The organism is Dyella sp. KRB-257, assembly GCF_049445995.1.
In the GTDB taxonomy this organism is placed as follows: Bacteria; Pseudomonadota; Gammaproteobacteria; order Xanthomonadales; family Rhodanobacteraceae; genus Dyella_A.
Window position 1 is genome coordinate 151706 of the sequence record NZ_JBMSDZ010000001.1, and the last position, 14528, is coordinate 166233.

At 69.1% G+C, this 14528-nt stretch carries 14 protein-coding genes and 1 pseudogene; 4 read left to right on the plus strand and 11 right to left on the minus strand.

The window, feature by feature from the left end; all coding sequences use genetic code 11:
- Positions 1–15: 15 nt before the first annotated feature.
- Positions 16–489: a DUF1456 family protein gene (locus tag ACO2Q2_RS00730; RefSeq protein ID WP_423253859.1), complete on the minus strand. Its 474-nt coding sequence runs from the start codon at positions 487–489 to the stop codon at positions 16–18.
- Positions 490–605: 116 nt separating this feature from the next.
- On the opposite strand from ACO2Q2_RS00730, the gene ACO2Q2_RS00735 reads away from it, so the two are divergent.
- The 3 genes and pseudogenes from ACO2Q2_RS00735 to ACO2Q2_RS00745 form a co-directional block, all read left to right on the plus strand.
- Positions 606–1250, plus strand: coding sequence for an IMPACT family protein (locus ACO2Q2_RS00735; RefSeq protein WP_423253860.1), 645 nt, complete (start codon positions 606–608; stop codon positions 1248–1250).
- A 396-nt stretch (positions 1251–1646) separates the two neighbouring features.
- Positions 1647–3419 carry an ABC transporter transmembrane domain-containing protein gene (locus tag ACO2Q2_RS00740; protein WP_423253861.1) on the plus strand — a complete coding sequence of 591 codons (1773 nt, stop codon included), beginning with the start codon at positions 1647–1649 and terminating at the stop codon, positions 3417–3419.
- 102 nt (positions 3420–3521) lie between these two features.
- Positions 3522–3710 (plus strand): annotated as a pseudogene (locus tag ACO2Q2_RS00745) (DUF3228 family protein); the annotation flags it as partial.
- Positions 3711–3765: 55 nt separating this feature from the next.
- Here the strand turns inward: ACO2Q2_RS00745 and ACO2Q2_RS00750 are convergent.
- The 10 genes from ACO2Q2_RS00750 to ACO2Q2_RS00795 all read right to left on the minus strand — a co-directional run bounded on the left by ACO2Q2_RS00750 (position 3766) and on the right by ACO2Q2_RS00795 (position 13720).
- The gene (locus tag ACO2Q2_RS00750; RefSeq protein WP_423253862.1) at positions 3766–4653 is read right to left on the minus strand and encodes a hypothetical protein; all 888 of its coding nucleotides are present in this window, start codon (positions 4651–4653) and stop codon (positions 3766–3768) included.
- A 123-nt stretch (positions 4654–4776) separates the two neighbouring features.
- The gene (locus tag ACO2Q2_RS00755) at positions 4777–6066 is read right to left on the minus strand and encodes a diguanylate cyclase domain-containing protein (RefSeq protein WP_423253863.1); all 1290 of its coding nucleotides are present in this window, start codon (positions 6064–6066) and stop codon (positions 4777–4779) included.
- A 310-nt stretch (positions 6067–6376) separates the two neighbouring features.
- Positions 6377–6583 (minus strand): cold-shock protein, encoded by a 207-nt coding sequence (locus tag ACO2Q2_RS00760; RefSeq protein WP_072320702.1) that lies wholly within the window; start codon positions 6581–6583, stop codon positions 6377–6379.
- A gap of 160 nt (positions 6584–6743) precedes the next feature.
- Complete coding sequence (locus ACO2Q2_RS00765) at positions 6744–7487, minus strand: S-methyl-5'-thioinosine phosphorylase (RefSeq protein WP_423253864.1); 744 nt, start codon at positions 7485–7487, stop codon at positions 6744–6746.
- 25 nt (positions 7488–7512) lie between these two features.
- Entirely contained in the window at positions 7513–8073 is a 561-nt protein-coding gene (locus ACO2Q2_RS00770) for a hypoxanthine-guanine phosphoribosyltransferase (protein ID WP_423253865.1), read from the minus strand.
- Positions 8070–9086: a beta-N-acetylhexosaminidase gene (gene nagZ / locus ACO2Q2_RS00775; RefSeq protein WP_423253866.1), complete on the minus strand. Its 1017-nt coding sequence runs from the start codon at positions 9084–9086 to the stop codon at positions 8070–8072. Before nagZ ends, ACO2Q2_RS00770 begins: the two co-directional genes overlap by 4 nt.
- Entirely contained in the window at positions 9080–9610 is a 531-nt protein-coding gene (locus tag ACO2Q2_RS00780) for a CYTH domain-containing protein (RefSeq protein ID WP_423253867.1), read from the minus strand. The genes nagZ and ACO2Q2_RS00780 overlap by 7 nt, the downstream gene beginning before the upstream one ends.
- Positions 9611–9680: 70 nt before the next feature.
- Positions 9681–10991 (minus strand): 23S rRNA (uracil(1939)-C(5))-methyltransferase RlmD, encoded by a 1311-nt coding sequence (gene rlmD, locus ACO2Q2_RS00785; RefSeq protein ID WP_423253868.1) that lies wholly within the window; start codon positions 10989–10991, stop codon positions 9681–9683.
- A gap of 67 nt (positions 10992–11058) precedes the next feature.
- On the minus strand, positions 11059–11655 hold the full coding sequence (locus ACO2Q2_RS00790; RefSeq protein WP_423253869.1) for a YdbL family protein: 597 nt from the start codon (positions 11653–11655) through the stop codon (positions 11059–11061).
- A 37-nt stretch (positions 11656–11692) separates the two neighbouring features.
- Complete coding sequence (locus ACO2Q2_RS00795) at positions 11693–13720, minus strand: hypothetical protein (protein ID WP_423253870.1); 2028 nt, start codon at positions 13718–13720, stop codon at positions 11693–11695.
- A 45-nt stretch (positions 13721–13765) separates the two neighbouring features.
- On the opposite strand from ACO2Q2_RS00795, the gene ACO2Q2_RS00800 reads away from it, so the two are divergent.
- On the plus strand, positions 13766–14524 hold the full coding sequence (locus tag ACO2Q2_RS00800; RefSeq protein WP_423253871.1) for a response regulator: 759 nt from the start codon (positions 13766–13768) through the stop codon (positions 14522–14524).
- The last annotated feature ends 4 nt before the right edge of the window (positions 14525–14528 follow it).

Below are 14528 nucleotides of genomic sequence, written 5' to 3' on the forward strand. Positions count from 1 at the left end.
AAGTGCGAAGCTTGCTCAGCCCGCGCCGCGCAGTCGCAGGGTCAGTCCCTTGAGGAAGTTGCGCAGCAGCTGATCGCCGCATTCGCGGTAGTTCTTGTGCCCGGGCTGGCGGAACAGCGCGCTCAGCTCCGGCCTGGACACCGGCAAGCCGGCGGCGTCGAAGATGGCGTGCATGTCGGCGTCCTTCAGCTCGAACGCCACGCGCAGCTTCTTCAGCACGATGTTGTTGGTGATGCGCTTTTCCGGCGGCCGCGGCGGGCGGCTCTCGTCGCGGCCGCGGCGGAAGATCACCAGCCCGTCGAGGAAGCGCGCCAGCATGGTGTTGCTGCAGGTCTGGTAACCCGGGTCGTCCTCGCGCAGCAGCATCGCCTGCACGTCTTCCTTCTCCAGCAGGTAGGCCGGGTCGGCCAGCTTGACGATCTCCACCACCTTGGCGTCGCCGAGGTCGAGCATGTAGCGGATGGCGCGCAGGGTGTCGTTGTGGAGCATGGCGGGCGTCGATGGATGCGGGAACCACGCATGCTACGCGATGCCCGCATCGCGCACGACTTCCCGACGGGCGCGCCGCGAGGCGGCCACCGCCACCGGGCATGTAAAATCGCGCGATGTCCACCACCAACCGTACCGCTGCATCACAGGCTGCAGACCGCTGCGCCGGGGATCCGGGCCAGTCACTCGCCGGCCGCTGCCGCCACGCGCAGGACATCAGGAAGAGCCGCTTCCTGGCGCAGGCCGCGCCGGTGGACACGCCCGAACAGGCGCTGGCCTTCGTGCAGCAGGTCAGCGACCCGGCGGCCACGCACAACTGCTGGGCGTATCGCACCGGCCCGGCCTACCGCTTCAACGACGACGGCGAGCCCGGCGGCACCGCCGGCCGACCGATCCTGCAGGCGATCGAAGGCCAGGGCATCGACCGCGCCGTGGTGGTGGTCACCCGCTGGTACGGCGGCATCAAGCTCGGCGCGGGCGGACTGGCGCGCGCCTACGGCGGCACCGCGGCCGAATGCCTGCGGCTGGCCGAGCGCGTGCCGATCGTGCCGATGGCCACGCTGGCGCTGTCGTGCGACTTTGCCGAGCTGGCGCTGCTCAAGGCGCGGCTGGCGGAATGGGGCGCCGCGATCACCGCCGAGACGTTCACTGCCACCGGCGCCGACCTGCTCATCCATCTGCCGCAGGCGCAGGCGGACGAAGTGCAGGCGCGCATCGGCGACATCACGCGCGGGCGGAGCGACGCGCTGCGGGTGGGGTGAGTTTGCTCGCGCTGTCCGAGACATGCGCATAGGTGGAACGCCACGCCAACGACGCTGGATTCCGGCTTCCGCCGGAATGACGAGTAGGAAGGTGTACCAATCAAGCGTGGAGACCCAAGTTTACGCGAACCTCCTTATCCGTCATTCCGGCGAAAGCCGGAATCCAGCGACTTGGCTCTCAGAGCCCACCGCACCGCAGCCCACCGCAAAAACATTCGCCCCGCCTCCGCATTGAATCCACCCCCACCCACCCCACCTCAATGCCGTGTCATCGTGGTCAGGTAAGTTCGCCAAGCGCTCAGGCCTCAAGGCATCAGGCAAACGCTCCACGCCCAACCGCCACGAGCCGCGACGACCCACTGCAAAACCACCCCAGAACCTGCCGCGCGAGATCCAATGACCGACGCCGCCGCCGAGACGCCCCGCCCTGCCCGTCGCATCGGCGCCCTGCGCCAGCTCTGGCCGTTCCTCAGGCCGCACAAGGCGCTGGCGCTGGGCTGGCTGCTGTTCCTGGCGATGTCCTCCGGCGCCTCACTGATGCTGCCGATGGCGTTCCGCCACATCATCGACCAGGGCTTCGGCCACTCCAGCCTGGCGGTAATCAACGAGACCTTCCTCGCCCTGTTCGGCGTGGCGCTGGTGCTCGCCTTCGCCACGGCGGCGCGCTACTTCTGCATCACCTTGCTCAGCGAACGCGCGCTGGCCTCGCTGCGCGATGCGCTCTACGCGCACGTGATCCGGCTCGATGTTGGCTTCTTCGAGAAGAGCCGCGTCGGTGAGCTCACCTCCCGCCTCAGTGCCGATACCGAGGTGGTGCAGGCGCTGGTCGGCTCGGGCGTGTCGGTGGCGCTGCGCAGCGCGGTGATGCTGGTGGGTGCGGCGGTGGCGATGGTATGGACGGCACCGTCGCTGGCCGGGCTCACCGCGCTGGTGATTCCGGCGGTGATGCTGCCCATCCTCGTCTTCGGCCGGCGCGTGCAGAAGCTCTCGCGCGCCAGCCAGGATCGCCTGGCCGACGCCGCCGCCATCGCCAACGAAACCCTCAACGCGTCCACTGCGGTGAAGGCCTATGCCCGCGAGGGCATCGAGAGCGAACGCTACGCCAGCGCCATCTATCGCGCGCTGGCCACCGCGCGTCGACGCATCGGCATGCGCTCGCTGCTCACCATGGCGGTGATCGTGCTGGTGTTCGGCGCGATCACGCTGGTGCTGTGGGCCGGTGCGCGCCACGTGCTGACCGGTACGCTGGATGCCGGCATCCTCGGCCAGTTCGTCCTGTACGCGGTGTTCGCCGCCGGCTCGGTGGCGGGCCTGTCCGAAGTGTGGGGCGACGTGCTGCGCGCGGCCGGCGCGATGGAACGCATCGGCGAGCTGCTGGCCGAACAGCCGGAGATCGCCGCACCCGCCCAGCCGCTGGCGCTGCCCAGACCCACCCGCGGCGCACTGCAGTTCGATCACGTCACCTTCCACTACCCCACGCGCCCCAACGCCGCGGCGCTGGAAGACTTCTCGCTGGCCGTGCAGCCGGGGGAAACAGTGGCGCTGGTCGGCCCCTCCGGCGCGGGCAAGAGCACCGTGTTCGCGCTGCTGCTGCGCTTCTACGATCCGCAGTCCGGCACGATCACGTTCGATGGCGTGGACCTGCGCGAGCTCACCCTGCCCGACCTGCGTGGCGCCATTGCGCTGGTGCCGCAGGAGACCATCATCTTCAGCGGCACCGCGGCGGACAACATCCGCTTCGGCCGGCAGGACGCCAGCGACGCGGAAGTGATCGAAGCGGCCAGGGCCGCCGAGGCACACGAGTTCATCAGCGCACTGGATGACGGCTACCAGGCCGAGATGGGCGAGCGCGGCGTGCGTCTCTCCGGCGGCCAGCGCCAGCGCGTGGCGATTGCCCGCGCGATCCTGCGCAACGCACCGTTGCTGCTGCTCGACGAAGCCACCTCGGCACTCGATGCGCAGTCCGAAGCGGCCATCCAGCAGGCGCTGGAGCGGCTGGAAAAAGGCCGCACCACGCTGGTCATCGCGCATCGCCTGGCCACCGTGCAGCGCGCCGATCGCATCGTGGTGATGGACGGCGGGCGCATCGTGGCGCAGGGCACGCACGAGAGCCTGCTGGCCGAGGGTGGACTGTACGCGGAGCTGGCGCGGTTGCAGTTCGTCGCCTGAGGCCCGCCATGTCCATGGCGCTCACGCCGTTCGCCCGCGCTCGCCTGTTCCCTCGCGAATCCCGCCGCAACACCATCCAGGACTGCAGCGCCGAAGCCTTCGATCGACGCCGACTGGGGCGTGGTCGGCTGCCTCTACACGATGGAACCGGAGGAAATCCCGATGGCGCCGATCACCATGCTGCGCAACGCACTTGGCGTGGAAGAAGGCGGCTCCGGCGTGCCGCTGGATCGCGAGGCGTACCGGCGCGCTGCCGAGTTCTGGGAGTCGTACGCCAACTGGCGGGGCTAGCGGACATCGCGGCGAGCGCATCGCTACGCCGGAGCCAGAAATCCGTCAGACGTACCTAAGGGTGAGGTGACGCGCTGAACCTGGGCAGCAGGATCGTCTCGGCCAACACGCCGGCCGGAACATCCGCCTGCGCCTTGATGACCATCTCGCCATGCGGCAGTGGCGGTTTGGCGCTGTCGATCGTCTGCACGGCGGCGCGATTCTGTGAGCCGACGATGGCCCAGAAGGTTCCATGCGTGGAGCGTGGAAGCAGGACCAGGGGATGGTCGGCCACCAGCCGGTAGGTTACCGACGAATCGCGATCCGGCACGTCCGCGCCGACGCGCGGGTGGTAGTTGCCCATCAGCGCGGCGACCAGTGCCCCGGGCGGCGCGTGCTTCAACTGCTCTTGAATGGCCTGGGCCATGCCGGCCTCCTTGACCTTCACGAAGCCGCCCGCGGCGTTGACCTCGGCCGGTGTGCCATAGGTCGGTTCCATCATGAAAATCTGCACGTCCCGTCCCCGCCGGTGCAGATCACGCAGGGTATCGACAAGCGCAAGCCATGCCTGGCTCATGCGACCGTCATACCAGGTCCAGTCGCGCCCGGCAGCAAACGCCGCCCGATCGGCAGGTGTGCCCGCCGACCGGAAATAGGTATCAACCTTGGATTGCAGTTCGATGGGCCACTCGAGCCCCAGCCGGATCGGTCGCGCGGCGGGCTGCTCACGCAGCAGCTCACCCAGCAGGGCCGGCGATTCCGCCGTGCCGTGCAACTCCCCGAACAGCAGCAGCCGATGCGATTGCACCTGGCAAGCCAGTTCGCGAATGGCCGCCGGTCTGGATTGCTGGCCCGCCGGAACGGCGGCATCGCATGCATCCGATGTCCCTGCAGCATTAACGGCAGTTGCCAACGGGCCGAGCACCAGTGCGAGTAGCAGTCGTCTTGCCGCTGAGTGGGTCATGCGTTGGTTCCCTGTCGTCCGTGCAAGCACTGACTTTATGCCCGGCGGCAATGCCCGCCAAGACTCTGCAGGATCTTTCGTCGAATGAGCGGCACCACCAACTGGAGGCGCTGCCAGGCGAAGCTAGTCACCGCGCCCCGCCTTCGCCCGCTGCTTGCTTGCATACAGCTCGGCATCGGCATGGCTCAACAGGGTCCCCGGCTGCCAGCCATGTGCAGGAGCTGCGGCCATGCCGACGCCGATGGTCGGGCGCGCGGCCTCCAATGCGGCAGCGGCAGCGACATGGGCGCTCATGCGGGCGGCCAGCGCCTGCGCCTGCGGCTGCGTCGTATCGGGCAGAATGGCGAGGAATTCATCGCCGCCGAGCCGGCCCAGATGATCGCGCTCGCGCAACGACTCGCGCATGCGCTGGGTGACCCAGACCAGCGCATCGTCGCCAGCGGCATGGCCGAAGCCGTCGTTGATTGCCTTGAAGTCGTTGAGGTCGATCATGAAGACCGCGAGCGGTCGCTGGTCGTCACGGTGCTCTTCGAGTTCGGCCGACAGCAGGGCGAGGATGCGCCGGCGGTTGGGCAGGCCCGTCAGCACGTCCTCCGTGGCCTCGGCAAGCACTTCGCGATGGGTCTGTTCCCAGTAGATCGCCATGGCGTTGAACTGCTCGGCCAAGGCGCTGAGTTCGTCCCGCCCCCGCACCTGCAGGCGCACTGACATGTCGCCGGCCGCGAAGCGCCTGGCCGAGCCGCCCAGCTCGCGTATCGGCCGCAGGATGGAACGCAGCACCACGCCGATCATCAACGCGGCCGCGGCGAGCGTGGCGATCCAGCCGGACAGCAGCCAATGCAACTGGCGATGGCGCATGGTCGCGGCGCGCTCGTAGCGCGCTTTTACCGCGGCAGCGAGATGCTCGCGCGCATCGCGCACATCCCGGATCGCCTCCTGCAGCTCCTTCCTGGAAAGCGCCGCGGAGGCGCTGCTGTCGCCCACGCTGGCGCGCGTGACCTGCTCGATCAGGCGCTGCACCGAAGGCTTGGCCTGCGCCCAGGCATGCTGCGCGGCCGTGACCCGGTCCAGCAGAAGGTCGGGGCTGCTGCCGGCCATTTCCACCGTGGTGAAGCTGTGGTCGATGTTCTCGGTGAGCGAGGCGAAATCCGGCACCGATTCGTGGGACTGCGCCTCCAGTTCGTCGATCAGGGCACGATCCAGCAGTTGTTCCAGCGTGGTGAGCGGCAGCAGCATGTACAGCGACTCTTCCACCGAATCGCGGAACGCCATCTCCTGCTGGTTGAGCACGGCCACGCTCACTGCGCTGAGCGTGGCCAGCGGAGCAAGCAGCAGCACGATGATCAGGCCAATCCGCCAGCCCACCGAAAGGCGGCGCAGCACCCGTTCGATCAGCATGCGCGGCGTCCGCATGATCTCTCTCCCGGCAGCCATGCATAACGCAATGCGGGGACGGGGCGGATTGCCTTGACCATTGCTTCGATGCTCGCAAGGTGAGTGGATGCCGGTAGCGGCATTCTCACCGTTCGCGCCGACCGATGCCATGGCAAGGCATGCGCAGCGCCATCGACGCTACGCCGCGTGGCGGCGTGCAACACCTGCCTGGCTGCCTCGCACAGGAACCATGTGCACCGATGACGGCAGGGATCCGGAAAAAGGAAAAAGAAACCCCGCGCAAGGCGCGGGGTTTCCGTCCAGCTGGGGCAATTCGTGGACCGAACGATCAGGCCGCGATCTCGACGCCCGAGGCCTGGGCGCCCTTCGGCCCCTGGGTCACTTCGAACTTCACGCGCTGACCTTCCTGCAGGCTGCGAAAGCCCTTGGAATTGATCGCAGAAAAGTGGACGAAAACGTCCTCCCCACCGTCCTCGGGCGCGATGAAACCAAAGCCCTTGGCGTCGTTGAACCACTTGACCGTACCGAAACGCATTGCGGCAACCTCTGAAGCTTAAGGATGGATGCACCAAGGCTTGCGCGTTGAACCCCTATCCCCTTGGTCCGCCGCCCCTGGCACCCTTGAAGTATCAGCATGTTTGTGGGTCCAGCGCAATATCCTGAACGGAGCGGATGCGCGTCTCCCGACGGAGGTCTCAGGCCGTCAGCATCGCCGCCAGCAGGCGCGGCACTTCGGCCGTGGCCGAGGCCAGGTGGGCGAAGATTTCCTCGATGCTGATCTCCGCCTCGTCGCCGCAGCCGGCGGCGAAATTGGCCACCAGCGCCAGGCAGGCGTAATCCAGTTCCAGTTCGCGGGCCAATGCCGCCTCGGGCATGCCGGTCATGCCGACCAGGTCGCAGCCGTCGCGCTTCATGCGCGCGATCTCGGCGCGGGTTTCCAGTCGCGGCCCCTGGGTGGCACCGTAGCAGCCGCCGTCGACCACCGCGATGCCGGCCTTGCTCGCCGCGGCGAGCAGTTCGCGGCGCAGCGACTCGGTATACGGCTCGCTGAAATCGATGTGTTTCACCTCGGCGCCGTCGACGTCGCAGAAGCTGGTGGTGCGGCCGTGGGTGTAGTCGATGATCTGGTCCGGCACCACGATCACCCGCGGCCCCATGTCGTGGCGGATGCCACCGACCGCGTTGACGCCGATCACCCGGCGCGCGCCCAGGTGATGCAGCGCCCACAGGTTGGCGCGGTAATTCACCCGGTGCGGCGGCAGGCTGTGGCTCTCGCCGTGGCGGGCCAGGAAGGCCAGCCGCTTGCCGGCGAAGTCGCCGCTGACCACGTCGCCCGAGGCCGGGCCGAACGGCGTATCCACCGATTGCCGCCGGGCGTTCTCCAGCCCGGGGAAGTTGTACAGGCCACTGCCGCCGATGACGGCCAGATCGATGCTCACGATGTCGGTTCCAACGCTTGAGTGATCAGGATTCGCGCAGGGCGTAGATGCCCGGCAGGTTGCGGCCCTGTTCGTGGTAGTCCATGCCGTAGCCGAACACGTAGCGGTCCGGCAGCTCGATGCCGTTGAAGTCCGCGGCGATACCCTCGACCAGCCGGTCGTGCCGCTTGGTGCACAGGCTGGCGATCAGCACGCGGCGCGCGCCGCGGCGCAGGCAGTCGTCGCGAACGGCCTTGAGCGTGTGGCCTTCGTCGAGGATGTCGTCCACCAGCAGCACGGTGCGGCCGGTCATCGGTACCAGCGGCTCGTGCAGCCAGTGCAGGTCGTGGCCGGTGGTGGCGCCGCGGTAGCGGGTGGCGTGCACGTAGTCGAACTCCAGGTCGGTGCGGATCGCCAGCGCGAGCTGGCCGGCGAACATCAGCGCGCCGTTCATCACGGTGAGGAACAGCGCGCGCTCGCCATCGAGCGCGGCGTCGATCTCGCCGCCCATGCGGGCGATCATCGCGTCGATCGCCGGGCGGTCCACCAGCAGGTCGGCGCTGGCCAGGGCGTCGGCGAGCGAGGGCGTGGTCGTGCCGTGGGTCATGCGGTGGTTCCTTCGGCGTCCAGCGCCGTGATGCGCGCGACGAAGCGGTCGCGCTGCGGGTTGTCGGTGAGCGAATCCCAGCTGGCGCCCAGCGCGCCGCGCAGGGCCGCCAGGCGCCGGGGCGCGACGGGATGGCGGTCGGCGACGGCGGCGATCGCCTCGTCCACCACCTCGGGGAAGCAGGCCAGTACCAGGTCGCAGCCGGCATCCAGATGCGCACGCACGCGCGCGGCCACGCCACCGGCGGTTCCCGCGGCGGCCATGGAAATGTCATCGCTGATCACGGCGCCATCGAAGCCGAGCCGGCCGCGCAGCACGTCGCCGATCCACACCCTGGAAAAACCCGCCGGCAGCGCGTCCACGTCCGGGTAGATCACGTGGGCCATCATCACCGCCTCCACGCGCGCCTCGATGCACTGCGCGAACGGCAGCAGGTCGGTCTGCTCGATGACCGCCAGCGGGCGCGGGTCGATCGCCTGCGTGGTGTGCGTGTCGGCGGCCACCGAACCGTGGCCGGGGAAGTGCTTGAGCACCGCGGCCATCCCGCCCAGGTGCATGCCGCGCACGTAGGCCTGGCCCAGCTCGGCGGCCACGGCTGGATCGGCGTGGAACGCGCGCAGGCCGATCGCCGCGTTGCCTCGGGCGAGATCCACCACCGGCGCGAAGCTGAAATCCACGCCCGTGGCGCGCAGCTCACTGGCCATCACCCAGGCGTGCTCTTCGGCCAGACGCACGGCGTCGGTCGGATCGCGGTCGTACAGCGCGCCCACTTTCGCCAGCGCCGGCAGGCGGGTGAAACCGTCGCGGAAACGCTGCACCGGGCCGCCCTCCTGATCGACCGCGACCAGCATGCCCTCGCCGCCGGCCCCACGGATCGATTCGGTCAGCGCGGCCAGCTGCTCGCGCGAGGCGAAGTTGCGGGAGAACAACAACACACCGGACACACCGGGCGCGACCAGCCAGTCGCGTTCGCGCGGCTCCAGCGTGAGGCCGGCCAGACCGATCATCAGCATGCGGGCGGTGCTCCATCGATGGCATCGCGCTCGTCGCGCGTCCACTGCGCGTAAGGGTACGCAATCAGGTTGACGTTGTAGTACCGCGGCAGTGCGCTGACCTCGGCGCCCAGCCAGTCCGGACGCGGGAACGGCGCATCGACCGCGGGCAGCTCCACCTCGGCCACGATCAGCCCGGCGTTGTCGCCCTCGAACTCGTCGATCTCGAACAGCGTGCCGTCGACGGTGACGTAGTGGCGCTGCTTGGCCAGCACGCCGTCGCACAGGGTCGCCAGCATCGCCTCGGCATCGGCCAGCGGCACGGCGTACTCGAACTCCGCGCGCTCGATGCCCAGCCGCGCCGCCTTGATGTTGAGCCACGCGCGGCCACCGGCCACGCGCGCGCGCACCGAGGCCCTGGCGGTGCCGTCGCGCAGCGCCTGCGCGCTCACCAGATAGCCCTGCGCCATGCGCTCGGTGCGTTCGATCCGCGCGCGCCAGCTGTCATGGCGCAGCAGAAATTTCCTCTCTATCTCAATGGGCATGGCTTTTCATGAAGAGTGCGGCCAGGAATGGCCGCTGCTTGATCCTCGCGTTCATGGATGAACGCACCGGTTATTTCTCGAAGAGCGCGATGGATTCGACGTGCGCGGTGTGCGGGAACATGTCCATCACGCCGGCCGACGCCAGTCGAAATCCGTGCCGGTTGACCAGGATGCCGGCGTCGCGCGCCAGCGAGGCGGGGTGGCAGGAGACGTAGACGATGCGTTTGGTCACCTTGTGCGGAAGGTATTCCAGTACCTTGTCGGCGCCGGCCCGGGGCGGATCGAGCAGCAGCTTGTCCCAGGGCTGGCGCGCCCAGTCGGTGCCGCGCTGGTCCTCGAACAGGTTGGCGACGTGGAAGCGCGCGTTGGCCAGGCCGTTGCGCGCGGCGTTCGCGGCGGCGCGTTCCACCAGGCCGTGCTCGCCTTCCACGCCGACCGCCTCGGCCACGCGGCGGGCGATCGGCAGGGTGAAGTTGCCCAGGCCGCAGAACAGATCGAGCACGCGATCGGTTGGCTGCGGATCGAGCAGCTCGAGCGCGCGCGCCATCATCTTCGCGTTCATGCCGGCGTTGACCTGCACGAAATCGAGCGGGCGGAACTCCAGCTCCACGTCCGGCACGCCCGCGCCCGCGGCGATGCGGAACGCCAGGTGCGACTGCTCCGGCCACAGCAGATGCACGCTGCTCACGCCGCCGGGCTGCAGGTAGATGGCAAAGCCGTGCTGCTGGCCGAACGCGATCAGTGCCGCGCGATCGCGCTCGCCCAGCGGCTGCAGGTGGCGGAACACCAGCGCGATGCCCTCGTCGCCGCCGGCAAATTCCACCTGCGGAATGTCGCGCGCAGCGACGAGGCTGCCGATCATCTCGGCCAGCAGGCCGATCTTCGGCCCGAGCGACGGATGCAGCACCTCGCAGTGGGTGATCTCGGCGACGAAACGCGGATTGGCCTCCTGCCGGAAGCCCACCAGCACGCGCTCCTTTTTCGGCACGTGGCGCACCGACAGGCGGCCCTTGCGGCGGTAGCCCCACGGCGCGTCGGTGAGCGGTTCCAGCCAGTGCTGCGGCGACACCTTGCCGATGCGGGCGAAGTTGTCCGCCAGCACGCGCTGCTTGGCGTGGATCTGCGCGGCCGCGTCCATGTGCTGCAGCGAGCAGCCGCCGCACTCGCCGAAGTGGCGGCAGCGCGGGGTCACCCGGTGCGGCGACGGCGTGATGACGTCCACCACCTCGGCCTCGTCGAAATGCCGGTGGCGCTTGCGAATGCGCAGGCGTACCCGCTCGTCGACCAGGGCGCCGCTGACGAACACGGTCTTGCCGTCGATGCGCGCGACCCCGCGGCCGTCGTGGCTGAGGTCGGTGATGGTGGCTTGGAGTTCTTGCATGGCGCTCAAAACGAGGCGCCCGGGTCGAGGGACCCGGGCGCGGGATGCGGATGGGGCCCGCGGACGCTTATTTGCGCTTCCAGGCGCCCGCAGCGTCCTGATAATACCAGCCGGCCGGCGCGCGCTCGATCCAGCCCTTGGCGAAGGTGGCGCGGATCTGCGCCTGCCACTCCGGATGGCCATTGGCGCTGGCCACCTCGCGATACAGCGCGGCGCGGTCGCGGTTCTCCTCCGCCACGATGGCGTTGACCTGGGCGCGCTGGCTCAGCGGCACCTTGGAGGCGTCGCGCACGGCGACCATGCCGTCATGGGTGAAACCCACCGCACCGCTCTTGAACAGGTCGCCCAGGCCGCCCTGGAAGCGCGACTGCATGCGCTGGCGGATCGCCTCGGTGGTGGCGTTCTGGATGCGGATGTTCGGTGCATCGCCCGCGTAGGCGGCGGGAACGAGCAGGTTCAGCAGCATCGCCGAGGGCGGTGCCGGCTTGGCCGGCGGCGGCGTGTCGGTCCTGGGTGCCGGCTTGCCGGCGTTGTCCAGCACGGTGCCGATGAACTGGTCGGCGGCCTTCTGCGCCGCGGCCTCGGGAAAGTACACGTTGATGGTGACGCAGCCGACCAGCGCCACCATCACGGTGGCCAGCAATCCGTAAACAATCTTGCGCATGATCAGCTCCAGGTGGCGGGGAATTCGGGACAGTCGGTCAGCGCACGACCGGCGCGTTGCCGTCGATGGCAGCCTTGAGTCGACGGATCAGGGTAGGCCAGTCGACGTCGGCCTGGTGCCCGATGACGTTCAGATGCGGCAGGCCGCTGCCCTCGACGATAGTGTAGCCGTCCGCCGTCGGCTCCAGTCCGCTCATGTGGCAGACCGAGCCCTGCAGCCGGCAGTTCAGGCCGATGCGCTCGTAGCCGAAGGTCTTGAACAGCTTGAGCACGGCGCCCTGCAGGCCAGCCGCGACTCCGCCGCCGCCGACCGAGGTGAGGTTGTTCACCGCGCGCTGGCTGATGCGTCCACCCCGGCTGGCCAGCAGCTGCGCGTCGAACGCCACCGGCTGCCAGTTCACCAGGCGCAGGCCGTTGACATGGCCGTCCAGCGGACCGGTGATGGAACCGAAATCGAACACGCTGGTGATCGCGCCCAGGTCGAGCTGGCGCAGCGCGATGTCGCCGGCCAGCACCGGGTTGTCGCCGAACGGCTGCTGCAGCGCCAGTCCGGTGACGTCGATGAACCCACCGAACACGTTGAGCGAGAGGCCGCCAGTGAGCACGATCTGGTCGCCGCTGGCGGACAATCCGGTGATGGCGCCGCCGAGCGTGCCGGGGAATGGCGGCCAGCCCATCGCGCGACTGAACGCCGCCATGTCCACGCCGGTCAGCGCCAGCGAGACATCAAGCCGCTGACCCTTCGGCGCGGCAGGCATCCAGTCCAGATTGCCGATGCGCACCTGTCCGTCCAGCAGGCGCATGCTGACCGGCTGCTGCAGCGACAGCACGCCATTGCCGCTCTGCCAGCGCGAGGTGGCCGGCCCGTTCACCAACCGATACAGGCCCAGGCTCTGCCAGCTCAGCTTGGTGGCCTGGCGCCGGCCATTGCGGCTCCAGTCCAGCCCGCCGCGCAATCCGGAAATGGCGAGACGACCGCCGGCGTCGATCAGGTCCATGCCGTCGGTGTCGAAGTCGAACGCGTGCAGGCCGTCCTCGCGCAGATCGAGCGTCGCCGAGAGCTGGCCGCGTGTCGTCACGTCGCGCAGCCCGAGGGTGGCCAGCCAGGCGCGACCGTAACGCTGGTAAGCCGCCGGCAGGCTCAGCTGCAACTGGTCCAGATCGAGCGAGGCGAGGGCACCCTTGGCCGTGAACGCCATCGAGCCACGCAGTTGCATGGCGTCCGGATCCCCCACCCGCAGCCGACTGACGCTGATCGCCCCGCCCCGCACCTGCGCGTCCAGCGACAGCTGCACGGCGTGTTCGGGCAGGTTGGCGTAGATCGGTCCAAGCAACAACTCGCCGCCGCGCAGCGTGCTCTCCAGCTTGATGCTGGCCGGGCCGTCGGCGGTATTGAGCATGAAGCGCCCGCCGCCGCTCAGGCCCTGTGCGGCCAGCTTGCCGCCGGGCGAGTCGAAGCCGAGCGCGGCGAGGTCGAACTGGCCGGAAGCCTGGATGCCGGTGGAACGTCGGTCCAGCGCCACCACCGCGTTGACGCGCCCGCCGGTCGCCCGGCCGGACCAGACCGTGCTGATCAGCCCCTGCAGCCAGCCGAACGGCAGGTTCTTCAACTCGATCTGGGCGTGGGTGGGCTGGTCCAGCGGCACCGCGGTGGTGGCCCGGGCCTTGCCCTGGCGCAGATCGACGAACAGGGTGTTGGCCGCCTGATCCACCTGCAGGCCGACCGTGGCGTCAGCCAGCGCGCCGCCCGGCGCACGCTTCAGTTGCAGCGGACCGTCCAGCAGCCAGCGCCCCTGCCGATCGCGTTGCAGCACGCCATCGAGATGCAGCCCCACACGTCGCCAGCCCATGGCCGGCACATCGGCCCGCGCGGCGTCGAGCTGCAGCCGCAGCCCGCCGGCATCGGCCGGCGTCACCGCCAGCGTGACCTGCTGCAAGGTCGCACCGGGCACGGTCAGCGTCTTCGCAGCCAGGCTCGCACCGGCCGATGCCCGGGCCGTCGGCAATACCGACAGCGCCAGCATCAGCAGCAGGATCAGCGGCAGACGGCTTGATAAGACTCCCATGTCCGGCCATTCTGCCAAACTCTGCTGAACGACAAGGATTTCGTCATGACGCACCCGCTTCCCCATGCCACGTCCGGCACGCCCGCCGACGCGCCCGCCCTGCGGATACTGATTGCCGACGACGACGCGGCCAGCCGCCGCTTCCTGCTCGACGCCGTGCGCGCACTGGGTGCCGACGGCGTGGACTGCGCGGACGGCCAGGCGGCACTGGGCACGGCGAAGAACACGGCATTCGACCTGCTGCTGCTCGACTGCCGCATGCCCGGTGCCGGCGCATCCGAGGTGCTTGCGGCATTGCGCGAGGACAGCTTTGCCGCTTCGCACGACAGTCTGGCGGTCGCCACCACCGCGGAGCTCGACCCGGAGCAACGCCCGCAGTTGCTGGCCGCGGGTTTCAGCGACGTGCTGGTCAAGCCATGCCGCATCGATGACCTGCGTCGCGTGATGGCGCTGGCACCGGCCTACCTGCGCCAGCTGCCCGTACTCGACGATGACGCCGCCCTGCTCGCCAGCGGCGACTCGATCACCATGCGCGCCCTGCGTCAGCTGCTGCAACAGGAACTGGTGACGCTGTGCAACGACCTGGACCGGCTCGGCCAGGATGTCTCGGCCCTGCGCGACCGCCTGCACCGGTTGCGCTCCTCGTGCGGCTTCTGCGGCGCCACGGCCCTGTCCGCGCACGTGGTGGCGCTGCAGCAGCAGTTGGGGGCGCGGCCGGAGCAGACCGCCGCGGCCGTGGCGCGTTTGCGCAACGTGCTGATGGACACGCTGCAGGCGCTGGATCGGCCGCAGCAGGCGGCCTGAGCCG